This is a genomic window from Haloferax marinisediminis, from assembly GCF_009674585.1.
Lineage (GTDB): Archaea > Halobacteriota > Halobacteria > Halobacteriales > Haloferacaceae > Haloferax > Haloferax marinisediminis.
Map to the genome: position 1 here is coordinate 1818434 of NZ_WKJP01000001.1, position 23797 is coordinate 1842230.

Sequence of the window (23797 nt, forward strand, 5' to 3'; positions counted from 1 at the left end):
GAGAGACTGCTCTCTGATACTGACTATCACACGGCCGTGACTGACCCGGTCACACGTGATATTTCCAGTCACATCACTACGCAATAAAGTATAAGTCGGCTCTCTTCCGAGAGGTAGTTGCAGTGGTAACGTAGGCCCCGCTGACGATTCGGTACGTCTACACTTCTCGGACGTGGGTCCCTTCCCTCCGTTAGACGTCTTCAGTAAGGACGTCTTTCACCACGTCTGGGTCTTCGAGAAGCTGATGTTTGGTGTAACTCCCCTCAGCACTGCCGCCACTGTGTTTCGATTGCTCGATGATGTCGAGGAACGCGTGTTCTTTCAGTAAGTCACGGACGCGACGGAGCGAGAGGCTATCAGAGCCCTGTTGTCGGCAGATATTCTCGTAGACTTCGTACACCCGACTCGTGCGGAACCCGTCTTGCTGCTGGTTGGAGAGTGAGAGAATCGCCAGTGCCTGGAGGACGTAGCGGGAGTGCGGCGTCGACCCACGAATGAGCTCGCGGAATCGGTCGGTCTCTGCGCGCTGGCGCGCCTGCGTGACGAAGTTCTCTTTGACGGTGTTGGCACCCATGGACTGTGCGATTTCGCCAGCGTATCGGAGGATGTCGATTGCCTTGCGGGCGTCCCCGTGTTCACGGGCCGCGAGTGCTGCAGCGCGTGGAATCGTAGACGGGTCCAAAACACCGTCACGGAACGCGTCGCTCCGTGCTTCCATGATATCTCGAAGTTGGTTGGCATCGTACGGCGGGAAAACGAACTCGCGTTCACACAGGCTGGACTTGACGCGCTCGTCCATGCGGTCTTTGTACTGAATCTTGTTGCTGATGCCGATAACACCGAGTTTGCACCCTGCAATCTTCCCAGCCTCACCGGCCCGCGACAGTTGCATGAGGATGTCGTCGTCGCTCAACTTGTCGATCTCGTCGAGGATGATGAGGACCACGTCGTAGAGTGCATCGAGGATACGCCACAGACGCTTGTAGTACGTCGAGGTCGAAAGCCCCTTGTCCGGGACTTTGATGCTGGTTATCGCAGGGTCGTTGACGCTGTCGGCAATCGTCTGGACGGCCTGTGTCTCGGTAGTGTCCTGCGCACAGTCGACGTAGGCGAACGTCGCTTTCACGCCCTCTTCTTCGGCGGTGTCGACCAATCGTTGGGAGACGTACTTCGCACAGAGCGACTTCCCTGTCCCCGTCTTTCCGTATATCAGTACGTTGCTCGGACTCTGTCCGAAGATTGCAGGATTCACCGCCGTCGCGAGGTTCGAAATCTCGTCGTCGCGACCGACGATGCGACCTTCTCCCGGGAGATGATTAATCTCTAACAACTCCTTGTTCGCGAAGATGGGGTCCTCCCGGGTAAAGAGGTCGTCGCTGGCGTTAGGCATGTTCGCAACACACCACGTTTCCGGTGAAAGGACTTACCATTCGTCGCAGGACACACACACCACATTTCCGGTGAACGACCACGAACCTCCGTTTCCCGTCCACACGAAATGTAGGTGTGGGTTCACCGGAAACACGGTGTGGGGTGGGTTACCCGACTCCCAGTCGACGTTCGCCGCCGAAGAGACGACCGGACACTCCTCTCTCGGTCGGTTATCGAGAGCACTCGACCGAACCGCAACGAAACGGACCAGACGAGCACTCACCGGTCAGTCGGTCCGCTTCAGAACACACCACGAGAATACGAACTGCAACGAAGAGACGTCGGTGTCGAGAAGAATCATCTCGTCGGCCGAGCGTCGGAAAAGGCCTCGAAGAGCCCCTGAGAGTAGGGAATTCTGGACAACCAGTTCGACTCGAGCCTTACTCGAGTGACGAGTAAGTAGAAGTGCGCGAGTGTATCAATGGTCGGTAACACAAATAAACTATTTAATAGTTGCTATCAGTTGGGAAAACAGGACCTGCGACACCAGTCAGAGATAGCACAGTATCTCCCTCGACGGCGAGAGAGCTGGTCACCGCTCCACCGGAAACGTGGTGTCAACGACTGACATTCGAGGGGTGCGAGAAATCGGCGAACGAGGCGCGTTAACTGCAGATTTCACCGGAAACCCGGTGTGCAGGTAATAAGTGGACCGATTCGACTCGGTGACAGCAGTACACTAACCGAAAACACGGCAGGAATCCGGAGTATTCTCGCGTCACGGGTCCTCAATCACCGTCTCAGCGGTTCACCGGAAACCCGGTGTGTCTGTTTCCGTTCCCAGATCCCGACTTCCCCAACCCATCCCGCACACGTTTTGCAGTTTCACCGGAAACGTGGTGTCTGTCAGCGTTGTAACGTTCCCCCGAAGTCGACCCGTTCTCGTCACACACGTGTGCTGCCGGAAGCATCAGTAAAACTGTCACTTTCTCAGATAGATTCCGGCCGTTCGACTGGTTTCGACGTGGAACTGTCGGGGGACGACTGTTGGCCGATTCATCGGAAACGTGGTGTCTCTGCCTCTCTCTCGTCACTCCTCCGTTTCACCGGAAGCGAGGTGTGGTAACACCGTCACAACCGCCCGATGAGAAACAGTCGGAATCTGTCGAGACACGTCGAGGTACCACGTCTCATTCACCGGAAACGTGGTGTGGAACCACCTGACGTACAATCTAGAACTTCAGCTACGTCTGATTGTTCTGTTCTCGTGGCGTCAATGCAATTACCCTAGAGTGCGAATAAAATACTCATGCGTGTACTGGGCGAGGCGTGGGTACGCCTTCGCGAGTCCATCGGGAAAGTAGAGGCTACCAAGACGTGGTCGCTCGAGTGGTCGCGCCGGACCGAAACCCGGTGGTCGTACGACGACGAACTCATCGATTGCTTCCGATTCGACGATGGGTACGTAACGACTGTCCAGTACAAACGACAGGGAGTCAGGTGGCAACTCACACCCGGCCAAGTCCCACTCGCCAGTGCACTGGCGATGGCGCGACTCTATCTCGAACATCGCTTGACGCCACAGACAGACCGTGAAGGTCGCCCGTTCATCGGGCTCGCCGACCACGGGCCAGTACAGGTGTTCGAAGAGATTCCACCGGAACCAGTCGAGTACGTCTACCTCGACGGTATCCGGACACTCGAGGAGTTCCCCGAGTTCATCACTGCCGACGAGAGCCTTCGGTCGGTCTTCGAACGGATGGCCCCTGCACAGTCGAGAACCTCTCGGTGACAGTTCGTGTGTCGCAAGCCGTTTCCCCCTCGCGTTCGTACCCGAGTTGATGACTGCCGAGGACGAGGAGCGAACTGTTCGTCCGGATGAGTCTGATGGGTCGGACGCGCACACCGATACTGTCGACGACGTCGACGGTTCCAGCAGCGCCGATGGCACCAACAGTGTAGAAGATTCCTCCAGTGGTGAGGCGGGCGACGGCCCCGACCGTGCTGTCCTCGACCGACTCTCCGACGTAACCGAAGCGACCGTTCCGAGCGACGACGACCGGCCAACAGATGGTGTCTCGCTCGCCTCGTTCTACGATGCGCTCGAAGCCGAGGGCCGTCCGGTCGTGACGGCACAGCAAGTTGCTCGCCGGCTCGACGTGACGCAAGCGGACGCGATGGACGGACTCGGCGCCCTCGTCGACGCCGGCCGGGTCGAGAAAGTGAACGTCGAAACAGACCCCCTCGTGTGGTATCCCACCGAATGGGGAAAACTCGCCTCGCGCGAGCGAGTCGTCTTGTTCCCGAAGCGCCGCGAACTCGTCGTCGACAACCCGACACAGTACACACGCGCGCGCCTCTCACAGTTCGCACACCTCGTGGACACGACGGGTGACCGCGAGGGCCGAGGCCGCGGCTATCTGTACCGGATTCGCCAAGAAGACGTGTGGCAAGCCCCGTTCGACGACGTCCGCGACCTCATCGCGATGTTACGGTCGGTCGTCCCGGAGCGTTCGCCGCACCTCGAAACGTGGGTCGAAGACCAGTGGAAGCGCGCCCACCAGTTCCGTCTGTACACACACGAGGAGGGGTACACCGTCCTCCAGGCCGCGACCGAGAGTCTCATGGGGAACGTCGCGCTCCAGAAACTCGACGAAGACCAGATTTACGCCCCGATTTCCGACACGGAAGCGTGGGTCAGAGACGAATCAGTTGCCGCCATCAAACGGATTCTCTACGACGCAGGCTACCCCGTCGAAGATGACCGTGACCTCGAAGAGGGTGAAGCACTCGACGTATCGCTCCACGTCGACTTACGAGACTACCAGCAAGACTGGGTCGACCGCTTCCTCGACCAGCGGTCGGGCGTTCTCGTCGGCCCACCGGGTGCCGGAAAGACGATCGCCGGTATCGGTGCCCTCGCGGCCGTCGGCGGCGAGACACTGATTCTCGTACCGAGTCGTGAACTCGCCCGACAGTGGCGCGAAGAACTCCTCTCGACGACCGACCTCGACGAAGACCAAATCGGTGAGTACCACGGTGGAACCAAAGAAATCAGGCCGGTCACGATTGCGACCTACCAGACTGCGGGGATGGACCGCCACCGCTCGCTGTTCGACTCACGACGCTGGGGACTCATCATCTACGACGAAGCACACCACATCCCGAGTCGCGTCTTCCAACGGAGCGCCGACCTCCAGTCCAAACACCGTCTTGGGTTGTCGGCGACGCCCATCCGCGAGGACGACAAAGAAGCCGAGATTTTCACGCTCATCGGCCCACCAATCGGAACCGACTGGGGCAAACTCTTCGACGCAGGCTACGTTCAGGAACCGGAAGTCGAGATTCGCTACGTCGGGTGGGAAGACGACATGGCGCGCAACGAATGGGCGTCCAGCGACGGTCGAGAGCGACACATGCTCGCCGCGATGAACCCCGGGAAAGTCTTCGAGATTCGGCGACTCCGTGCGCGTCACCCGGACTCGAAGACGCTCATCTTCGTCGACTACCTCGACCAGGGTGACGAGATTGCGTCGGCACTCGACGTTCCGTTCGTCAGCGGTGAGACGCGCCACCATCGCCGTGAGGCGTACTTCGAAGCCTTCCGCGACGGCGACCTGCAGACGCTCGTCATCTCTCGCATCGGCGACGAAGGTATCGACCTCCCGAACGCCGAACTCGCTATCGTCGCCTCCGGACTCGGTGGGTCGCGGCGACAGGGGTCGCAGCGCGCCGGTCGAACCATGCGCCCAGCAGGGAGTGCGCTCGTCTACGTGCTCGCAACCCGTGGAACTAGCGAAGAGGACTTCGCACAGCGGCAGATGCAGCACCTCGCGGGGAAGGGGATTCAAGTTCGTGAGGTCAACTCGTCCGAGCAGTCGGGCGATGAGTCGACACAGTAGGGAGACCAGTCACGGCTTCCAATATCGGTCCGCAGTCGGCCAGTTATCGACCCGGAATGAGAATTCTTAAGTCCAATCGTAGATTGAGATTCTCTTGACCGCTCTTAGCTCAGCCTGGCAGAGCAGCCGACTGTAGATCGGCTTGTCCCCCGTTCAAATCGGGGAGAGCGGACTCCTTTCTGACGCCGACTGCGAACGAAGTGAGCCAGCGGCGTCTGCAGGTCCACCTCGACCCGATTTGAGCAGCGAGCAAATCTCTGATTTGCGAGTGAGTTCAAATCACCGTGGCTCGCACTGCTCGCCACGAGCACTCGCTCGTTTCACTCACGAGTACGCAGAGAGGAGACTCGTTCGTAACGCCGCCCACGAACAACCTGAGCAGAGAACTACTTCTCCGGTATCCTGCAGGTGTCCGGCGCGTCGTCACCAATCTGGTTGTCTTCGACGACGTTGCCGACGGAGTCCTCGTCGATTCGAATCGGTAGGTCGCCGTTCTCTCGGATGATGTTGTTGCGGACGACGTTGTTGTCCGAGCTTCGAAGCTCGATGCCGTCGCCACCATTCTGACGGATGAGGTTCCCAACGAGTTCGTTGTCGTTTGAACGGATGAGCAGGATGCCATCGCCGCTGTTTCCGATGACGCGGTTCTTCGAGAGTGTACTGCGTTCTACGTTGTCGTAGAGATGGATACCTGCGTCTCCATTCCGGAAGACGTCATTTTCCTCGATGAGGATATTTGCAATTCTGGCGTCGCGCGCGATTACGCTGATTCCGTATCTCTCGTTTTCGATGAACCGGTTTCCTCGAACGAGACTGTCTCCCCCAGCGCCATCGTCTGTACTGATATCGAACCCTGACCTATTTTGATAGAATAGGTTGCCGACAACGCTCGAGCCAGTGCTGTTGGTCAAAGACAATTCACTGTTGTTGTAGTCGACACGGTTGTCCTTTATCACGGCATCACGGGCAAAGTCGAAGCCACCGACACTCTCGTTTCTGGTGATTCGATTTCGAAGGAGAGCGATTCGTGGAGACCCCTCGTCTTGGAAGAACGCAACCCCGTTCTTTGCGACGATGCTATCCGAAATCGTCAGATCACGATTCTGTTGTAACCAGAATCCCTGGTCACAGTGCGTCACTTTCACGTTGTGGACTCTCGCCATGTCCGTGTCTTCGAGTTCGATGCCTACACTGCACCCTGTTACGATGACGTTTTTGACGATAGCGTTCGGGGTAACTGGATCAAGATAATCGCCAATGTCGATTCCCTTTTCTGCCCCCTTGATGTGATAGCCTTGCCCGTCGATGGTGACGTCAGGAACTCCAGACTCGACTCTGATGAGCGTCCCACCGTTCTTCGCGACGAGGTCTTTGGTCAGGACGTAGTACCCCGGCTCTGTAATCACCGTTGGTCCATCGATGGGTATCGCGTCCGATTTCTCTTCAGTCCCCGCTGCGGTTCCGACGAGTCCAGATAGTCCGAGGCCGGAAGCGGCAGCCACGGCTGCTCCTATCCGAAGAACGTCTCTACGTGCGTATCCACGACGTGGATTCGAGTGGTCGTCACTCATTCCTAAAGCATCGGACTGAGTACGTTTTGTTAAATTCAATATACTGACAATTAAGCGAGTGCTGAATAAGTGGATAGGATGGCTGTACAGAACAGCGTGGTGTGCTTTCCCTGCGAATCGGGACTGTTACCCTGAGATTTAGTCACTCACGCCAGCCTGTCAGTACGAATCGAGCCGACAGGTGTCCGGCGCGTCGTCACCAATCTGGTTGTCTTCGACGACGTTGCCAACGGAGTTCTCGTCGATTCGAATCGGTAAGTCGCCGTTCTCTCTGATGATGTTGTTGCGGACGACGTTGTTGTCCGAACCGAGGTCGTTGAACTCTGAGCTTCGAAGCTCGATTCCGTCGCCACCGTTCTGTCGGATGAGGTTCCCCACGAGTTCGTTTTCGTCCGCGTTTTCGAGGAAAATCCCATCACTTCCGTTCCCGATGATTCGGTTCTTCGAGACGGTACAGCGGAGGACGCGGCCAACGAGTCTGATACCGTCTGTTCCATTCCGGAAGATGTCGTTCTCCTCGATGAGTACGTCTCTCGAATCTTCTTCGACGGAGATTCCGTACCGGTCGTTCTCGATGAATCGGTTCCCCCGAATGACGTCACCCGAACCGTTGACACTCGTTCCGACAGAATCGGAATACGAGAGTCCAGCGTCGTTTTGATAAAACAGGTTGTCGACGATTTTCGAGTCGTAGGTGTAGAGCATACTCAAGGCACCGTTGTTGTAGTCGAATCGATTGTTCCTGATGAGGAGGGTAGCGGCGAAATAGAACCCACCGACATCCTCGTTTCTGGTGATTCGGTTTCGCAGGATGTGAACTGTCCTCGTTCCTTCGTCTTGGAAGAAGACGATGTCGTTCTTCGCGATGACGTTATCTGCGATAGTGAGCTCCTTGACGTTGTAGAGCCGTAACGCGACCTCACAGTGGGTTATCTTCACGTTGGAAATCGTCCCATTTCTGTTGTCACTGTACTCGATACCGGTTCCGAACCCTGTGATGACGATATCCTTGGCCGTGACGTCGACAACGTCGTCGCTGAGATACAAGCCGGCTCTGATAGCTGTGGTGTCGGAGTACCCATCGTTCCTCGGCCCCTTCATGCGGTACCCCCGACCGTCGATGGTGACGTCGGATACCCCCTCTTCGACGACGATGACCTCGGAGACATCCTTCACGGTGATGTCCTGCGTGAGCACGTAGTAGCCGGGTTCGGTAATCACCGTGGGGCCGTCGATGGGGATCGCGTCGTCCGGGACTGTATCTCCGTTCTTGCCGTCGTCGCCTGCTGCGGCGCTTCCAGCGAAGCCAGACAGTCCAAGACCAGCCACGGCAGTCGCAACCGCACCTTTGCGAAGCACGTCTCGGCGTGAGAACCGGCGGGCCGAGTCCAAGTAGTCAGCACTCATTCGAGAGTATTTCCACCGCAGGCGCTTTGTTACACTTGAAATATTGACAGTTAATCCTCCGTGAAAAATCGAGGTCAGTGAATAACCGGGATGGCGGTACGTTATCCAGAGCCGAATCTCAGATTTTTCAGTCGTTCTGGCTTCAATGGACGTTCAATCCGCTGATATACAAACGGTCTACAACCCACCTCTGAACGCCAGTGAAACCGTGTCATCCAAATCTGTCTGAGGTGCTGATGTTCGTTAATATCAGTCATACAACTTTTTATGACTGATGACTGCGTAGACTAACTTGATGACTGTCATCTCTGCAACACCTGTACTGGTGAACGTACGCGCCGAAATGAACGACCATGGGACGATGACCGTGGAGGTCCACGAAACGAACGAGACGCGTCACCTCGTCGAGTACGAGTCCGAGCGGATTCGTGATACCCTCGCCTCACTTCCAGAAGGAACCCGCGTCCCCATCGAGATGGTCCGCGTCGGGTCGCGGTCGAACGTCTGGAAGGTCGTCGCACTGCACGGCCGCCGCGTGCCGACGTACGACGCGTCTGTCTCGACCGCAAACTAACCAGCACGGGTGACTGCAGTTCCCACTCGCACTTTCACGTTCGACGTGTCTCTCGATTTCTCTCTTGTCCTCTCGATTTCACTCGGCTTCGCATTCCTCGACTGGCCTCGGCACCGAATCGTCGCGGCTATATCCCTCGCGCGTGTCGCCCAGTCCAATGACTGTCGTCGCCGAAGTACCCGTTCGATTCCGCGACCACGACGCCTTTGGGCACGTGAACAACGCTGTCTACGCGACCTACTGCGAACAAGCGCGTGTCGCATACTTCGAGGAAGTCCTCGACGTCCCCATCTCTGAACTCGATATCGTCGTCGCCCACCTCGAACTCGACTATCGCGCGCCAATCGAGGGCGTCGGAACCGTCGAAGTCGAAGTCGAAGCGGGTGAACCAGGTGGCAAAAGCTTCCCGCTGTTCTACGAACTCTCGTACGAGGGTGAAGTCGTCGCCTCTGGAAAGACGATTCAAGTCGCGATGGACGAGTCTGGACGGCCAACTCGCGTCCCCGATTCGTGGCGCGAGGCGATTGCAAATCAGTCCTGAACACGGAGCCGAGGCTGATTTTACGGGTGGAGTGGAACGTCGGTTCTGACGCTTGGTCACCAGTAACGGAGGAGAACCATCGGTTCGAGGTACGGAGGTGTGCCCTCGGCCCGAGGTTACAGAGGAGAGCCATCGGTCCGAGAGATGCGGCCTGCTGTGTACCTGTGAGGCCGACGAGCATCTTGCGTCGGATTCGCACGACGAAGCCGAGACCGCGAGATTAAGTAGTCTGCCAATAATCTCAGAGTATGCCCCAGGGAACACTCGAACGAACACGACACGCTGCTGACGAGGCAGCAGACCCACTCGCCCGTGCGGGCGAACGTGTCCTACACATCGGTCGCGACCGGCCAATCCGTATCAGCGCCGGCCACCGACTCCTCCACCACGAGGGCAAGTGCAGTCGACCACACGGGCACAACTACGAAATCGCGGTCCGTGTCGTCGGCGAGCTCACCGACGAAGGCTGGGTCGTCGACAAAGGTGTCGTGACCGACGTCATCGACGAGTGGGACCACCGATTCCTCGTCGAAGACGGCGACCCACTCGTCGAGGCGTTCGAACAGTCCGGGGACGCCGATGGGATGGTCGTCCTCGACGCGCCGCCGACGGCCGAAGTGATGGCCGTTCTCCTCGAAGAGAAACTGAAAGCGGCGCTTCCAGACACCGTCTCTGAGGTGTCCGTCGAAGTCAGCGAGACGTCGGAACTCTGTGCAGGCTACTGATGCCTGTCTCCGACTCCGTCACACGGCCAGACTCCGACACTGACGGCGACAGTCTCCCCATCAACGAACTGTTCGCATCGCTTCAGGGAGAAGGAAAGCTCGCCGGCGTCCCGAGTACGTTCGTTCGGACGAGCGGGTGCAACCTCCGATGTTGGTTCTGCGACTCGTATCACACCTCGTGGGAACCGACACATGCGTGGATGGGCGTCGACGAAATCGTCGCCGAAGTCGACGCGCTCGCGCCCGAGCACGTCGTCGTCACCGGCGGTGAACCGCTCGTTCATCAGGAGACAGCAACGCTCCTCTCCGAACTCGCCGACGACTACCACCTCACCGTCGAGACGAACGGAACGCTCGAAACTGACGCTCCAATCGACTTGGCGAGCATCAGCCCCAAACTCGCGTCGTCGACGCCGACGCCCGAGAACGCACCGGCAGACACCGACCCCGGGGTTTGGACGGACAAACACGAGTCTGCTCGAATCGACCTCGATGCCCTCGCCTCACTTGTCGACCACGCCGACGACTTCCAGTTGAAGTTCGTCGTCACCGGCCGCGACGACCTGCCCGAAATCGAGTCACTCGTCGAAGACGTCCGTGGCGTCACCGCCCGTGAGGTCCGCGACAGCGACGTTCTCCTCATGCCCGAAGGGCAGACACGCGAGGCCCTCGCGAAGACCCGAACCGACGTCGCCGAACTCGCGGCCGAGTTCGGCTATCGGTACACGCCTCGCCTCCACGTCGACCTCTGGAACGATGCGCCTGAGACCTGAACGTTCTCCGCAAACCCATCTCACCCAATTCACCTATCTCACCAATCACGATGACTGACGACACACCGACGACCGACGACACAACCACCGACGAGAAACGCGCCGTCGTCCTCCTCTCCGGCGGCATGGACAGCGCGACGACTGCCTACGAGGCCAAGGAACGTGGCTACGAGATTTACGCGCTCCACACCTCTTACGGCCAGAAAACCGAGTCGAAAGAGTACGACTGCGCCCGTGCGCTCGCCGACGAACTCGACGCCCGCGACTTCCTCCACATCGAGACGAGTCACCTGAAGCAAATCGGTGCCTCGTCGCTCACGGACGACTCGATGGCGGTCGAAGACGCCGACATGGACTCCGAGGAGATTCCAACCTCGTACGTCCCGTTCCGAAACGCCAACCTCCTGTCGATGGCCGTCTCGTACGCCGAGGCCAACGACTGTGAGGCCGTCTTCGTCGGTGCGCACTCCGAAGACTACTCGGGCTACCCCGACTGCCGCCCCGAGTTCTTCGACGCGTTCGAAGCGATGGTCGACGTCGGCACGAAACCGGACACGCACATCTCACTCGAAGTGCCGTTCGTCCACGACTCGAAGACGGACATCGCCCGACGCGGCATCGAACTTGGTGTTCCGTTCGAACACACGTGGTCGTGTTACCGCGCCGAAGAACCAGCCTGCGGAACCTGTGACTCGTGTGCCTTCCGGTTGCAGGCGTTCCAGAACCTCGGCGAACGTGACCCGATTCCGTACGCCGAGCGCCCAGACTACGTCGACGCAGCGTAGGTCTCTCTTTTTTCACGACGCTCGACGAACCATCGCGCATGAGCGACGAGAAACGCCGAACTGCTGACCACTTTGGCGGCGCCGCCGAGTCGTACTTCGAGAGCGAGGTTCACCGACTCGGTGAAGACCGCCAGACACTCGCGGCGTGGTGCCGTGACGCGACCCGCGCGCTCGACATCGCGACGGGCGCTGGCCACACAGCAGGAGCGATTGCTGAGGTTGGTGTCTCTGAAGTCGTGGCTGCCGATGCGGCCCCACAGATGGTCGCCACAGCAGTCCGCGAGTACCCCGTCACTGGTGTCGTCGCCGACGCCGAGCGTCTCCCGTTTGCAGACGACTCGTTCGACGCCGTGGCGTGTCGCATCGCCGCGCACCACTTTCCTGACCCGGAAGCCTTCGTCACGGAAGTCGCTCGCGTTCTCGAACCTGGGGGGGTCCTCGCCTTCGAAGACAACGTCGCACCCGAAGACGGGGACCTCGCCGACTTCCTCAACGGGGTCGAACGCCTCCGCGACCCGACCCACGTGGAACTGTATCCAGTCTCGCAGTGGCGCACGTGGTTCGAAGACGCGGGCCTCTCGGTCGAAACGGTCGAAACCGCGAAACTCACGCTCGAATTCGACCCGTGGACCGAGCGAACCGGTGTCTCGCCCGAAGACCGTGACGAACTCGAACGTCGCTTCCGAGCGGCGTCCACAGCGGCAACAGAGATGTTCGAAATCGAATTCGACGGTGAGTCGATGGTCTCCTTCGCCAACCCAAAAGGGCTGATTCGGGCGCGACGGCGGTAACCTGAGACGAAAGAGTCGCATCGACCGGACGACCGACCAAATCCTCATCTATCTTCGCACCGTCATGTTATGACATGACACGAGTTATCGTGGTCGGTGGTGGCCCTGCAGGACTCTCGTCTGCACTGTTCGCGTCGAAGAACGGCCTCGACGTCGACGTGTTCGACACGGACAAGACGTGGCTTCACAGTGCGCACTTGTTCAACTACCTCGGCATCGAGTCGAAAGACGGGACCGAATTCCTCGAAGACGCACGCGAGCAGGTCGAAGGATTCGGTGCGACGCTCCACGACGGGGAGGTGACTGCAATCGAGCAGTCGGGTGATGGGTTTGTCGTCACCGTCGACGACGAGGGCCACGAGGCAGACTACGTCGTTCTCGCGACTGGGGCGAAGCGAACTCTCGCAGAAGAAGTAGGGTGCGCGTTCACCGACGATGGCGTCGTCGAGGTGGACGTGACGATGGAGACGAGCATCGAGAACCTGTACGCTACGGGGGCGATGGTCCGCGCCGAGGAGTGGCAAGCCATCATCTCAGCAGGTGACGGGGCGGCAGCCGCGCTCAACATCCTGACCAAAGAGGAAGGAGAACACTTCCACGACTTCGACACGCCGGAGGACGCCAAGTAATCGGCGAGCGACGTGCACTCGTCACGACTCGACGAGGAGGACGCCGATGACGACCAACGCGCCCCCGCCGAGCGTCACGAGCGACACCGGTTCCCCGAGAACGAGTGCACCTAGCGCGAGCGTCCCCGCGGGTTCGATGGTGCTGACGATGCTCGTCCGACTCGCGCCGATACGAGACAATCCGGCGAAGAACGCGAGTATCGGGACGACTGTCGCGACGATGGCAATCGCGACGATGATGAGCCACGACGTCGCTGTCGTCGGAACCGTGAGTTGGCCGGTCGCAGTTCCGAAGACGAGAAAGGAGACGGTTGCGGCAGGGAGAATGTGGGCAGTGAGCGTCTGTGAATCGACCGTAGATAACGCCCGCCGACTCACCACGATGTACGTCGCGTAGACGATGGCCGCGAGGAGAACGATGAGGACGCCCCACGGGTCTACCTGCGTTGGGTCTGCCCCCGTGATGAAGACGACACCGGCGAGTGCGACGACGAGCGCCGCAACCGTCCGGCGTGTGACCGGTTCGTCGAGCACGAAGACGGCGAGTGCGACGACGAAAACCGGGTACGTGTAGAGGACGATACCGGTGAGCCCGGCAGTCAGATACTCCAATCCGACGAAGTAGAGGAGGCTCATCGTAGCGTAGCCGAAACACCCGAGGCCGAGGCCGACGAGGAGGTCACGGCCCGAGAGCAGGCGAAGATTCCCACGGACTCCGAGCCATGCCCAGACGAGTATCGTCGCGAGGAGGAACCGAAACGTGAGCACGGTCGGAATCGTCAGGCCTGCCGAGGCAGCGAGCTTTCCGAAGATACCGAGTGTACCGAACCCGAGTGCCGAGACGACGACGAGACCGGTCCCGAGTCGGTTGCTCATTGAAGAGTGACGGACAGCGCAGGGGCTAAAGCAATTCGCAAGCGGTAAGCCCCTTGTCTCCATCGTGCGGCGTGTGACCGCGTCTGCGCACGACAGCCCAATCTCTCCCTTCACTGGCCTCGGTGTCGCCATACTGGCGGTCAGCACGAGTGCCATTCTCGTTCGCTGGAGCAGCGCACCGAGTCTCGTCAAAGCGTTCTACCGCGTCGTCTTCACCGTCGCTCTCCTCGCCCCGGTTGCACTCGTCCGCCACCGCGACGCGCTGGCCAGTATCTCGCGTCGTGACCTCGTGGCCGCCAGTGGCGCAGGTGTCGCACTCGCAGCACACTTCGCATCGTGGTTCGAGAGTCTGAACCACACGACAGTCGCCGCTAGCGTCACGCTCGTTCAGGCACAACCGCTGTTCGTCGCCGTCGGCGCGTGGGCCTTCCTCGACGAACGCGTGAGTCGGCGGACGACACTCGGAATCGGCGTCGCCCTCGTCGGGATGGTGCTGATGTCGCTGTCGGACCTCCTCACTGCCAGTGGCGCGCCTCGGCCACTCTTCGGGAACGCGCTCGCTGTCGTCGGTGCGGTGACGGCGGCGGCGTACGTCCTCACCGGGCGGAGCGTCCGCCGGCGAGTCGACCTCGTCCCGTACGTCGTCGTCGTGTACAGCGTCTGCGCGCTGGCACTACTCTCTGTGGCAGTCACCCGGGGCGACCCCCTCTCGGGGTATCCGACGCGTGAGTGGCTGTTGTTCCTCGCGATGGCGGTCGGCCCCGGAATCTTCGGGCACACGGTCATCAACTGGGCACTCGCCCACCTCGAATCGAGTGTCGTCTCCGTCTCGCTTCTCGGAGAGCCAGTTGGGAGTACGATTCTCGCGCTCTTTCTCCTCAGTGAGATTCCCACGCTCCCAACAATCGTTGGTGGTGCAGTCGTCCTCGGTGGTATCTACATCACTGCGTCGTAGTCGAAACAGCCGTTCGAGGGGGTTCTCAGAACCGATTTTAGTTCTCATCATTCGCGGATGGGACAGTCATAGCCCTCACTATTCTGGGTTTTGTACAGAAGATTATCGCGGGTGATAACCGCGACATAACGCTCATAATGGTGACCAGACGCAACACTGTATGGACGACGGCTCGGGTGCAGACGTACATGTTCTCCACGTCGACGACGAACCGAGCCTCACTGACCTCGTTTCTATCTTTCTCGAACGTGAAGCGGGTGACGTCGACCTCTCTGTGTCGACATCGAACACTGGCTCCGAGGCGCTCGACCGACTCCGGCAAGAACGCATCGACTGTGTCGTCTCCGACTACGACATGCCCGGGATCGACGGATTGGCGTTTCTTCGCGCGGTCCGGGCCGAACACCCCGACCTCCCGTTTATCCTGTTCACCGGAAAGGGGTCCGAGGAAGTCGCTCGGGACGCGTTCCGCGTCGGTGCGACCGACTACATGCAGAAAGACACGGGCACCGACCAGTACACCGTGCTCGCGAACCGTGTGGTCAACGCTGTCTCACAGTCTCGGGCGAAAGCGGCGTCAGAACGCTATGGAACCGCCATCGAGGTCCTCGACAGCGGCGTCTACTCACTCGACAGCGACGCGCGCTTCTCGTCTGTGGACGATGTCTTCTGCGACCTCACCGGCTACAGTCGCGCTGACATCCTCGGCACCCGATTCTCCGACATCATCGAAGACGCCCCAGACGAGCTCGAAACCGTCTTCGAGACCGTGACCGGGGCAGATGGCCCCGACACCGAGCGGTTCGAGGCACATCTCTCACCCGGCCCGAACTACCCACACGACGACCTCCTCTGCGAGGGCCACCTCGCAGCACGACCCGAAGAAGACGACGAACTGGGCGTCATCGGAACGCTCCAGGACGTCACCGAGCGACGCCGGTACCGTGACCGCATCCACTACGAGACGCGTCTGAAAGACGCTATCTTGGACACCTCCACGTCGCTCATGAGTGCCGAAGCGGACGAGATTGGAACGAAAATCGAGTGGACGCTCCAGCGGGTCGGCGAAGTCGCCGGTCTCGACCGGTGTTCGGTGTACCTCTACGACGACGAGACGAACGTCGCCGTCCGAATGCACGACTGGCAAGGCGGACAGTACACTCCCCACCCGAACTGCATCTCACTCCACGATGCCCGCTGGCTGGTCACCCGGTTACACCAGTTCGAGAACGCGTGTCTCCACAGTGCGTCAGACCTCCCACCGGAAGCGTCGAACACGAAACGACTGCTCGAGAGCGTCGATACCGGCGGATTCGTCGCAATTCCGATGGTCTCGAAATGGTCGCTCGTCGGGTTCGTCGTCTTCGACGTCGTCGACGACGGCCGGTCGTGGACAGACACGGAGGTCGACCTCCTCCGGTCGGTCGGGAACAACATCACGCACACGCTCGCCAGACAGCGCCGAGAGCGTGAACTCCGCCGGCAGAACGACCGGCTCGAAGAGTTCGCGTCTGTCGTCTCACACGACCTGCGAAACCCGCTCAACGTCGCCAAAGGCTTCGTCGAACTCGCCCGTGACGAGAACGACCTGACGTACCTCGACAGGGCACTCGATGGCGTCACGCGAATGGACACGCTCCTCAACGACGTTCTCACACTGGCCAGACAGGGCCGGAAAGTCGGCGAAACAGATTCAGTCGCCATCGAGCGCGTCGCCGAACGAGCGTGGATGGCGGTCGACACCGGGACCAACGCTGTTCTCGTCGTGGAAGACGGCCTCGGAACGACGCCGGCGGACGAAGGACGACTCCAGCAGGCGTTCGAGAATCTGTTTCGAAATGCAGTTGAACATAGTTCCACAGGCAGTCATGCTTCGCATGACAACGGTGCCGAGCATGGCCCGACGACTTCGGACGTGAACATCGTCGTCCGCGTTGGCCCGACATCCACAGGCTTCTACGTCGCCGACGATGGCCCCGGTATCCCCGAAGAAAAACGTGAAATCGTGTTCGAACACGGACACACGACGTCCGAGTCGGGAAGTGGGTTCGGTCTCTCTATCGTCGAAAGTATCGTCGAAGCCCACGGTTGGGAGCTGTCGGTCACTCCCCCCGAACCTGACCTCGGCGGCGCACGCTTCGAGTTCGACATCGGTGGTGTCCGCCCGGAGGTCGAACCGCGGTTCTCACTCAGCGACGACTGAGGCCTGCGCGCACCTACTCTAACGCCGCTTTCGTCCGTCGGTGACGCTCACGGAACATGGGCTCGAAGCCGACGCCACCAAACACGCCCGCCAGTTGGCCGAGTGGGCCGAACGGAAGTTCGTACTCCACGCGGTCATCGATAATCGTCTCGTCGCCGTCGGCGACGAAGCGGTGTGTGTGTACCCACTCTCGGAACGGCCCCCCGGCCATATCGTCGCGGAACCACGCCGTTCTCTCGTCTTTGTTGCGACCGAGGATACGCGAGACCCACTGCTGGCGCGGACCAACGCCGAACGGTTGCATCGACATCTCGATCTCCGTCCCAGCGACGAGTTCTTCGGGGGCTTCGTCTGTGTCAGGACCACGAACAGCCACGATTTCGAGGTTCATCCACTCCGGGGTGAGAGCCTCCAACCCAGAGATGTCCGAGTGGAACTCCCAGACGCGTTCGAGAGGGGCAGCGACGCGGGTTCGACGCTGGTACACTGGCATACAGTACTGTTAGTCGCGAGACTCAAAGCAGTAGTGGCAACGAGCGACTGAGTAGGGTACAGTAGGCAACGAGCGACGGCCAGGGTGGGGACCTGCGAGGCCGTCGCTGACGATGCAAAAGGGCCCGCACGGCAACTCATTGGGCACGAACCGTGCGGGCGGGCAAGGGCAACGTTCGGCCGTAGTGGAATTCGGGTTGGCTGTCGGAGTACGGCCGGGAATCGTTGTATCACCACGACACGTGTCGCGGCGAAACTACCTATTCGATGATATACCTTAATTATTTTGCACATTCTCGTGAACGTCCGCGACTACAGAAATTGTCTCCCCCTCATTGCGCGGACCGTCCCACTGTACTCAGGCGTCCCAGACTTCGGTAGCCGGGTTGAAGGCAAGCCACGCGAACCACAGCATCGGAGAGTACTCGTTCGCTCGATGGAGTCGCTCTCCGTCGTGTGGCCCGTCGAGAGCGTGTCCCGTCTGGACGTTCCAGCGGGACCCCCCGCCGACCAACACGTCCTCCTCACGGTCGAAGTGGACGACTTCCCCAGCCACGCGCCGGTCGTAGGCGACGAGTGTGTATCCCGGAGCGGTGGTGACGACGACAGGCAGGTCGCCTACGGTGTCGTTGACGACGCCCGCCCATCGCACACGAGTCTCTGCGTAGGCACGGGTGACAGTCCCGTCGCGGACACCGACGACCAACTCACGATTCGAGAGGCGCGTGTCTCCATCGGCCGCACCCGGTGCCATGTCCGGGTACGCGTCCCAGACTTTTGCCCACTGGTCGTAGAGGTCGAACCCGTAGTTGAATCGCACCGCACCGACGACGGTGTCCGAGAGTGGCGGCGGGAGCAACACCGTCGTCTCTGAAACTGCCTCGCGCCACTCGCCCCACGTCGTCACTGTCGACGGGAGCAGTTCCAACTGTGTCTCGGTCGCTGGACCACGAATCGCCGTCGCTAGCAGTTGGCTCCAGAGGCTCTCTGTCGCGGTGTCGTACATGACGAGGTTCTCGTTCCAGAGAACGCCGGAGACGCCGAAAGTCGCTTCCTCGCCACCGACGCGACGGGTTGCCACCATCCCGCTTTGACACAGTGGACAGTAGGTAACCAACACCGGCCGGTCGCCGAAGCGGTCGTTGACCACTTCGTGCCAACTCAGTATCCGAAGGGGGTACGCGCGGGCGATGCCGTCGAGCTCGACGCCGACGACGAGGTCGTCGTGTCCGAGTTGTGGCCGATACGTTCCGTCACCGAGGTCGATTTCGAGGTCGTCCCAGTTCGCCGCAAACACCGGTGCCGTAATCGCTGGAATGGCGTCTCTCGCCACTGATTGTCGAAGCTCTGATTCGGGGACTGGGCGCGAAATCGCCTGTGGAAGTGGCCGTGACGACTCACCGGTCGTCGTCGCTGCGCGGGTGTCTCCGACGACGCTGATTCCACACCCGGCTATCGACACTCCGCCCGTCACTGCGAGGGCGAGAAACGCCCGTCTGTCCATGCCTACCGTTACCAACCAATAGAAAAAACAGTCGAGGAGTCGGGTAGCCGTCTCGCACGACCTGCCGGGGAACAGGTGCGGCCGAAGTGGGCCACGGTGCACCCGAACGATTCTGGGGTGTGGACTCCTCGCGCGATTCGGTACGCTTAGAGCGTGAACCGCGAGACGGTCGTTCCGGCTTTCGTCAGGTCGGTGTGCGTCGCAGCGGCGACGGTCACCTGATTCTCACCGTACTCGATGGCGACTTCGACTTCGAACGTCTCTTTCTTCGGTTCGACGAGCGTCGTCTCACCGGGCGTCTTGACCGCGACGATGGCTGCGTCGGTCTGTCCGGAGACGACGAGTTTGTCGCCTTTGAAGCGCGTGCTCACACGAAGGCTCGGCCCAGACGGCCGGTCACGTTCGACGTACCGGTCACGGACGAACGCGGGTGTTTCGACGGGTTCGCCGGCGTCGACGCCGTGTGCGAGGCGGACGAACTGTGCCATCGACCACGCTAGCGGCGTCGCACTGCCGGTCCCTTCGCCGAACTCCCAGTTGAACGCCGTCGAGTGTTCGCGGTCCCAGACTTGCTCGGCGAGCATCCGTCCAGAGTTGGAGAACGCCGCCATCGTCCGGAGCAAGTTCGCCGGCGCGAGTTCGCCGTCTTCGGTGCCGGCGATGAGTTCGTACTCGGCGCGCTCGCCGGTGAAGATGGGCCAGAGGCGTCCCTTCCCTTTGGCGTCGATGGACCACGGTGCACCCTCCTCGTCGCGTTCGCGTTCGCCGTAGCCGTCACCGTTGTACCGGTAGAACGCCGGGCCGTGCGGGGTGTCGACGCGAATCGTCTCGTCGGCTTCCTCGAGCGAGTTGCGGATAATCTCGTCGTTGGCCGATTTGATGCCGAGACGGGTCAGTTCGAGGAATCCGCCGTCGATAATCTCGCGCTCGTCCAGCGTCGGACCGTTGTTCGCGAGCGTTCGGAGGTGACCGGCGTCAGGTTCGCCGTCACGGGTGATGCGGACGTAGTACGGCGTGTTCGTGTGTCGGTCGGTTCCCGTTCGGGTCGCCGTCCAATCGTCGACACGCTCGGTCCAGTCGTCTGCGAGGGCGAGCCAGACGAGCGCGTCTTCTTCGTGCCCTTCGTCGAGTGCGACGGCGGCGGCGCAGGCGAGGCCTGCAATCTCGGCCGCGATCGACGACGGAGAGTAGCCGGCTTCTTCTTCCCAGCGCTCCTGTGCGGTCGGCGGTCCGTTCCGCGCGACGTAGTCGGCAGAGCGCTTGACGTTGACGTAGTCGTAGTCGACGTCGTCGAACGTCACACCGTGTTGTTTGAGCATGTAGGCCATCACCTGCGGGAAGGAGATGTTGTCCATCTGCTCGCCACCCCAGCGGGTCCGGCCGTTGAGGTAGGTGTTCTGCGGGATGAAGCCTCGGTCGTCTTGCTGGTGCGTGTAGATGTACTCCAGCGCGTCGATGGACGTCTCGATGTCGCCGACGGCCTCGAAGACGGTGAAGACCTGATAGAGGTCACGCGACCAGACGAAGTTGTAGCCGTAGCCTTTCGACTCCTCTGCGGGGACGACTTCGCCCCACGGAACCGACGGCGACGCGATGCCTGCTCCGAGGTAGGTCTTGTCTTCGACCGCCCGGAGACTCATCAGACACGTCTTGTACTGTGCGGTGAGGTCCGAGTGGCTGGTGACCGACGAGGGGAGTTCTTTGTCCGAGAGGAACTCCTCCCACGAGTCGGAGTAGGCGCCTCGAACCGTCTCGTAGCCACGGGTGAGTGCCCCGGCTGCTTCACCGAGTGCGGCGGCGGTGTCGGCGTGTTCGGCGAAGCCGAGTGCCAACGTCTCAGAGAGGTCGTCACCGGTTCCGATTCGCCCGACGAGGACGACGTTTTCGTCGTCGATGCGCTCTTGTGGGGCCGGCAGTTCGCCCTTAGAGAAGAACTCCGCGAGGTACCTCGACCCGGCGACGCCGACGGTCGCCCACTCGAATCGACCCGCAGTCGTGAGCGCGATTGCGACGCTGTACTCGCGGCCGTTCTCGTCGATGAGGAGCGTGTCGCGTCCCTCACCGGCGTCGAACGCACCGGCGTCACGAGCGACGAGGTGATAGCTTCCGAGCTGGCCGAGACGGATGCCTCGGTCTTTCGTGCCGGTGTTGGCGAGCGCCGTGTCGGCGACAGTGTACAGCTCGTACTCGCCGCCGTCGAGCGATTCGAACTGCACGTCTGCGAGCATCGCGTCGTGTTCGGGGTCGATGGTGTACTCGACGACGAGTTCCCACTCGTGCCCCCGACCGTCGCCCGTCTCAGTGATGACGTGACGGAAGATGAGCGCGTCTTCTTCGACGATTTCGGCCCGTCGCTCGACCGTGTCGGCGTGGTCGTCGCGCCGAGTCTCGTTGTGCGTTCGCGCGGTGTACTCCGCCTTCGGGTCGGCGTCGACGACGAGGAAGTCGAGCGTCCGGAGGTTCATCAGGTCGACCCGTGGGAAGCGAACTTCGGTGAGTGCGCCTTCGGTGAGTGTGTACCAGAGACGCGACGGGTCGTCAGACCCGTGGTCGGCGACAGTTCCGATACCGTACTTCTCGCCGGTCGTCCAGCGTGGGCGGTTTTCGGGGCCTGTCGGCGCAGGTTTCGGTGCCGGGAGTGCGTCGATTTCCGCGAGGATGGCCGTCGTCTCCATCCGAATCGCGTGCGGCCACCCGAGGGGCACCGCGCTGTCGAACGTCCCGTCGTCGAACACCTGTTCGGCGAGATAGCCAGCGTCCGTCGAGAACGGCCCGTCTGGCTGGATGAGTTCGTACAGATTGGTCGCTCGTTCGACGAACCGGCGTCCATCTTTGCCGAGTCGGTCGCAGAGAATCCCGAACTTCGCAGCAGCGTTGGCGCCCCACGACGTAGAGACGGACCACACCTTTTCGCCGTCCTGGTCGCCGGCGCGCCAGTAGTCGTCCTCGAATCGGACGAGACCCGCCACGTCACCGCGGGGGTTCCGGTACAGTCCCTTCAGCGTCGCCGCCATATGCTTGACGAGTCGGTTCGCGGTCTTGGAGTCGACCTCTTCGATGTCGGCGTAGGCGTCGACGGCGTCGACGAGCGCGAAGGTGGCCGAGTCGAGTCGGTCGTCGAGTTCGCCGTGTGGGCCCAGTCGGAGGGCGTAGATTTCTCGCTCTTCAGACCAGAGTTCGTCGAGTCCGTCGTACACGGCGGTCGCCTGTTCGCGGGCGTGCTCGCGCAACTCATCGTTGAGTGGGGCGGCGGCGACGGCCGAGTACGCGTGCAGGAACGTCGCGGCCGTGTGGGTGAACCGACCGGCCATGTTCTCCCACGCGTTCTGACAGACCGTCGGAAGACCGTCGTCTTCGAGACTGCTGTCGAGTCCGGAGATGCCCGTGGTGATGGTCGAGCGGATACGACCGACGAGTTCGTCGTCGAGTTCGTCGCGTCGCTCGGTGAGGAGCGTAGCGAGGTACGCCAAGACGCTCGCGGTCTGGTCGGCTTGATATTCGCCGTCGCCCGCGCCTTCGACACGTCCGTGCGCCCAGCCGGGCGCGATGCTTCCGTCGACGGCCCAGACACGGTGTGGCCACGTGCCGTCTTCGGATTGTGTAGAACAGTAGAACTCGGCGCTCGTCGAGAGTCGGTCAGAGAGTTCGAGGTTGAACGCGTCGTCCGCGTGCGCGAGTGCCATCGAGACTTCCGCGTCGTCGCGGAACCACGTGTAGCCGTATCCACCGGAGTGTGCGTAGAATGGGTCGAACTCGGGGCCAGCGATGCGCGCACCGCTGGGTGCGGTCAGGAGTGAGAGCGCGCGGAGGTCGGAACGGACGATTCGTTCACGGGGGGTCCCCTCGGGGACGTACACCTCTGCTTGTTCGCGCGCGGCGGTGCGGAGTTTGTCGGCGGTGGCGTGCTGGAGCGCACAGTGCTGCAGGTCGGCGAGTGCGTCCGAACGCTCGACTTCACTGTGGTTGGACAGCTGGGTGACGAGTGTCGTCCGTGCTGCTCGCCCTTCGTGTTCGAGAGGGGCACTGACGACGACGTCTCCAGAGAGGTGTGTGTCCTCGTAGCGTTCGAGCACCGCTTCGCGCGGGAAGTCGAACACGTCGTCGGAGAGCATCTCGTCGAATCGTTCGGGAATCTGCCCTCTGACGTCGTCGAGGCCGGTCGATGCGGTGACGTAGTCGTGTTCGTCTCTGTGGAACACTTCGACGGCCTGTGTTCCGTTCGGGCCACCTTCTTCGTGGATGAGGCGGCCGACCTGCGTCTCGCGCCCTTCGGGTGCGAGGGTGAGGAAGGCGGTCAGGTGCGCATCCGTTGGAATTGCACCACGGAGTTCTACGTGTGTCACGTGGGCGCGGCCGAGCGTCAGGTCGTACTGGTGGACGGTGTACTCACCGGCGTCGTACTCGGTCTCGACGAGACTCGTCTCTCGGTAGTAGTGTTGCCGAACAGAGTCGAGTTCGTCGAACCAGTGTGTTTCACCGTTCGTCTCGATGCCGAATCGAGACCTGTCGATGCCGTAGAGGCCAGAGAGTGAGGACGAGTAATCGCGGAGAGACCCGTTGAGACCGACGAAGACGAGTCGGTCCCCATGGCCCGAAAACGCGCCATCCGAGGTTTGGCACTCCTCCGGGAAGCGCCCGCCCCGGTCACGCTTGAATTCGTTTAACGCGGTCCGAAGTCGCATAGAGGTAGACGTTGGT

At 60.9% G+C, this 23797-nt stretch carries 18 protein-coding genes and 1 tRNA gene; 12 read left to right on the forward strand and 7 right to left on the reverse strand.

All coding sequences use genetic code 11. The features are described 5' to 3' along the window. Window positions 1–190 precede the first annotated feature (190 nt). A complete protein-coding gene (locus GJR98_RS09510) occupies window positions 191–1390 on the reverse strand; it encodes a Cdc6/Cdc18 family protein (RefSeq protein ID WP_151137669.1) in 1200 nt (399 codons plus the stop codon). A gap of 1290 nt (window positions 1391–2680) precedes the next feature. On the opposite strand from GJR98_RS09510, the gene GJR98_RS09515 reads away from it, so the two are divergent. From GJR98_RS09515 to GJR98_RS09525, 3 genes are all read left to right on the forward strand, one after another. Continuing rightward, window positions 2681–3163: a hypothetical protein gene (locus tag GJR98_RS09515; RefSeq protein ID WP_151137671.1), complete on the forward strand. Its 483-nt coding sequence runs from the start codon at window positions 2681–2683 to the stop codon at window positions 3161–3163. 49 nt (window positions 3164–3212) lie between these two features. Then, window positions 3213–5273: a DEAD/DEAH box helicase gene (locus GJR98_RS09520; RefSeq protein ID WP_151137674.1), complete on the forward strand. Its 2061-nt coding sequence runs from the start codon at window positions 3213–3215 to the stop codon at window positions 5271–5273. Between the two features lie 98 nt (window positions 5274–5371). Then, window positions 5372–5445, forward strand: a tRNA-Tyr gene (locus GJR98_RS09525). A gap of 214 nt (window positions 5446–5659) precedes the next feature. Here the strand turns inward: GJR98_RS09525 and GJR98_RS09530 are convergent. Continuing rightward, a complete protein-coding gene (locus GJR98_RS09530; protein WP_191965444.1) occupies window positions 5660–6775 on the reverse strand; it encodes a right-handed parallel beta-helix repeat-containing protein in 1116 nt (371 codons plus the stop codon). Window positions 6776–7003: 228 nt separating this feature from the next. Further along, on the reverse strand, window positions 7004–8251 hold the full coding sequence (locus GJR98_RS09535) for a right-handed parallel beta-helix repeat-containing protein (RefSeq protein ID WP_151137679.1): 1248 nt from the start codon (window positions 8249–8251) through the stop codon (window positions 7004–7006). A gap of 295 nt (window positions 8252–8546) precedes the next feature. On the opposite strand from GJR98_RS09535, the gene GJR98_RS09540 reads away from it, so the two are divergent. The 7 genes from GJR98_RS09540 to GJR98_RS09570 all read left to right on the forward strand — a co-directional run bounded on the left by GJR98_RS09540 (window position 8547) and on the right by GJR98_RS09570 (window position 13069). Further along, complete coding sequence (locus GJR98_RS09540; RefSeq protein WP_151137681.1) at window positions 8547–8825, forward strand: hypothetical protein; 279 nt, start codon at window positions 8547–8549, stop codon at window positions 8823–8825. 157 nt (window positions 8826–8982) lie between these two features. Further along, window positions 8983–9366, forward strand: coding sequence for an acyl-CoA thioesterase (locus GJR98_RS09545; protein ID WP_151137684.1), 384 nt, complete (start codon window positions 8983–8985; stop codon window positions 9364–9366). A gap of 248 nt (window positions 9367–9614) precedes the next feature. Next, entirely contained in the window at window positions 9615–10091 is a 477-nt protein-coding gene (locus GJR98_RS09550) for a 6-pyruvoyl trahydropterin synthase family protein (RefSeq protein WP_151137686.1), read from the forward strand. Beyond that, window positions 10091–10864, forward strand: a complete 774-nt coding sequence (locus GJR98_RS09555) for a 7-carboxy-7-deazaguanine synthase QueE (RefSeq protein ID WP_151137689.1) — start codon at window positions 10091–10093, stop codon at window positions 10862–10864. The genes GJR98_RS09550 and GJR98_RS09555 overlap by 1 nt, the downstream gene beginning before the upstream one ends. A gap of 50 nt (window positions 10865–10914) precedes the next feature. Continuing rightward, complete coding sequence (gene queC / locus GJR98_RS09560; RefSeq protein WP_151137691.1) at window positions 10915–11649, forward strand: 7-cyano-7-deazaguanine synthase QueC; 735 nt, start codon at window positions 10915–10917, stop codon at window positions 11647–11649. Window positions 11650–11687: 38 nt separating this feature from the next. Further along, window positions 11688–12440 carry a class I SAM-dependent methyltransferase gene (locus tag GJR98_RS09565; RefSeq protein WP_151137693.1) on the forward strand — a complete coding sequence of 251 codons (753 nt, stop codon included), beginning with the start codon at window positions 11688–11690 and terminating at the stop codon, window positions 12438–12440. A gap of 50 nt (window positions 12441–12490) precedes the next feature. Beyond that, the gene (locus GJR98_RS09570) at window positions 12491–13069 is read left to right on the forward strand and encodes an FAD-dependent oxidoreductase (RefSeq protein WP_225316417.1); all 579 of its coding nucleotides are present in this window, start codon (window positions 12491–12493) and stop codon (window positions 13067–13069) included. Window positions 13070–13090: 21 nt separating this feature from the next. Here GJR98_RS09570 and GJR98_RS09575 read toward each other — a convergent pair whose 3' ends face one another. Next, window positions 13091–13945 (reverse strand): DMT family transporter, encoded by an 855-nt coding sequence (locus GJR98_RS09575; protein WP_151137698.1) that lies wholly within the window; start codon window positions 13943–13945, stop codon window positions 13091–13093. 73 nt (window positions 13946–14018) lie between these two features. Here GJR98_RS09575 and GJR98_RS09580 point away from each other — a divergent pair, with 73 nt between their 5' ends. Both GJR98_RS09580 and GJR98_RS09585 read left to right on the forward strand, forming a co-directional pair. Next, window positions 14019–14900, forward strand: coding sequence for a DMT family transporter (locus tag GJR98_RS09580; RefSeq protein ID WP_151137701.1), 882 nt, complete (start codon window positions 14019–14021; stop codon window positions 14898–14900). 160 nt (window positions 14901–15060) lie between these two features. Continuing rightward, on the forward strand, window positions 15061–17103 hold the full coding sequence (locus GJR98_RS09585) for a hybrid sensor histidine kinase/response regulator (protein ID WP_151137703.1): 2043 nt from the start codon (window positions 15061–15063) through the stop codon (window positions 17101–17103). Window positions 17104–17116: 13 nt separating this feature from the next. On the opposite strand, the gene GJR98_RS09590 is transcribed toward GJR98_RS09585, so the two are convergent. From GJR98_RS09590 to GJR98_RS09600, 3 genes are all read right to left on the reverse strand, one after another. Further along, window positions 17117–17596, reverse strand: a complete 480-nt coding sequence (locus GJR98_RS09590; RefSeq protein ID WP_151137706.1) for an SRPBCC family protein — start codon at window positions 17594–17596, stop codon at window positions 17117–17119. A 357-nt stretch (window positions 17597–17953) separates the two neighbouring features. After that, entirely contained in the window at window positions 17954–19099 is a 1146-nt protein-coding gene (locus tag GJR98_RS09595) for a DUF3179 domain-containing protein (protein ID WP_151137708.1), read from the reverse strand. Window positions 19100–19245: 146 nt separating this feature from the next. Further along, entirely contained in the window at window positions 19246–23781 is a 4536-nt protein-coding gene (locus GJR98_RS09600; RefSeq protein ID WP_151137711.1) for a glycoside hydrolase family 15 protein, read from the reverse strand. Window positions 23782–23797 lie beyond the last annotated feature (16 nt).

Bases quoted from the DNA above. Each gene is read 5' to 3' on its own strand.
- GJR98_RS09510 (WP_151137669.1), bottom strand. From the start codon at position 1,390: ATGCCTAACGCCAGCGACGACCTCTTTACCCGGGAGGACCCCATCTTC.
- GJR98_RS09515 (WP_151137671.1), top strand. From the start codon at position 2,681: ATGCGTGTACTGGGCGAGGCGTGGGTACGCCTTCGCGAGTCCATCGGG.
- GJR98_RS09520 (WP_151137674.1), top strand. From the start codon at position 3,213: ATGACTGCCGAGGACGAGGAGCGAACTGTTCGTCCGGATGAGTCTGAT.
- GJR98_RS09535 (WP_151137679.1), bottom strand. From the start codon at position 8,251: ATGAGTGCTGACTACTTGGACTCGGCCCGCCGGTTCTCACGCCGAGAC.
- GJR98_RS09540 (WP_151137681.1), top strand. From the start codon at position 8,547: ATGACTGTCATCTCTGCAACACCTGTACTGGTGAACGTACGCGCCGAA.
- GJR98_RS09545 (WP_151137684.1), top strand. From the start codon at position 8,983: ATGACTGTCGTCGCCGAAGTACCCGTTCGATTCCGCGACCACGACGCC.
- GJR98_RS09550 (WP_151137686.1), top strand. From the start codon at position 9,615: ATGCCCCAGGGAACACTCGAACGAACACGACACGCTGCTGACGAGGCA.
- GJR98_RS09555 (WP_151137689.1), top strand. From the start codon at position 10,091: ATGCCTGTCTCCGACTCCGTCACACGGCCAGACTCCGACACTGACGGC.
- queC (WP_151137691.1), top strand. From the start codon at position 10,915: ATGACTGACGACACACCGACGACCGACGACACAACCACCGACGAGAAA.
- GJR98_RS09565 (WP_151137693.1), top strand. From the start codon at position 11,688: ATGAGCGACGAGAAACGCCGAACTGCTGACCACTTTGGCGGCGCCGCC.
- GJR98_RS09575 (WP_151137698.1), bottom strand. From the start codon at position 13,945: ATGAGCAACCGACTCGGGACCGGTCTCGTCGTCGTCTCGGCACTCGGG.
- GJR98_RS09585 (WP_151137703.1), top strand. From the start codon at position 15,061: ATGGACGACGGCTCGGGTGCAGACGTACATGTTCTCCACGTCGACGAC.
- GJR98_RS09590 (WP_151137706.1), bottom strand. From the start codon at position 17,596: ATGCCAGTGTACCAGCGTCGAACCCGCGTCGCTGCCCCTCTCGAACGC.
- GJR98_RS09595 (WP_151137708.1), bottom strand. From the start codon at position 19,099: ATGGACAGACGGGCGTTTCTCGCCCTCGCAGTGACGGGCGGAGTGTCG.
- GJR98_RS09600 (WP_151137711.1), bottom strand. From the start codon at position 23,781: ATGCGACTTCGGACCGCGTTAAACGAATTCAAGCGTGACCGGGGCGGG.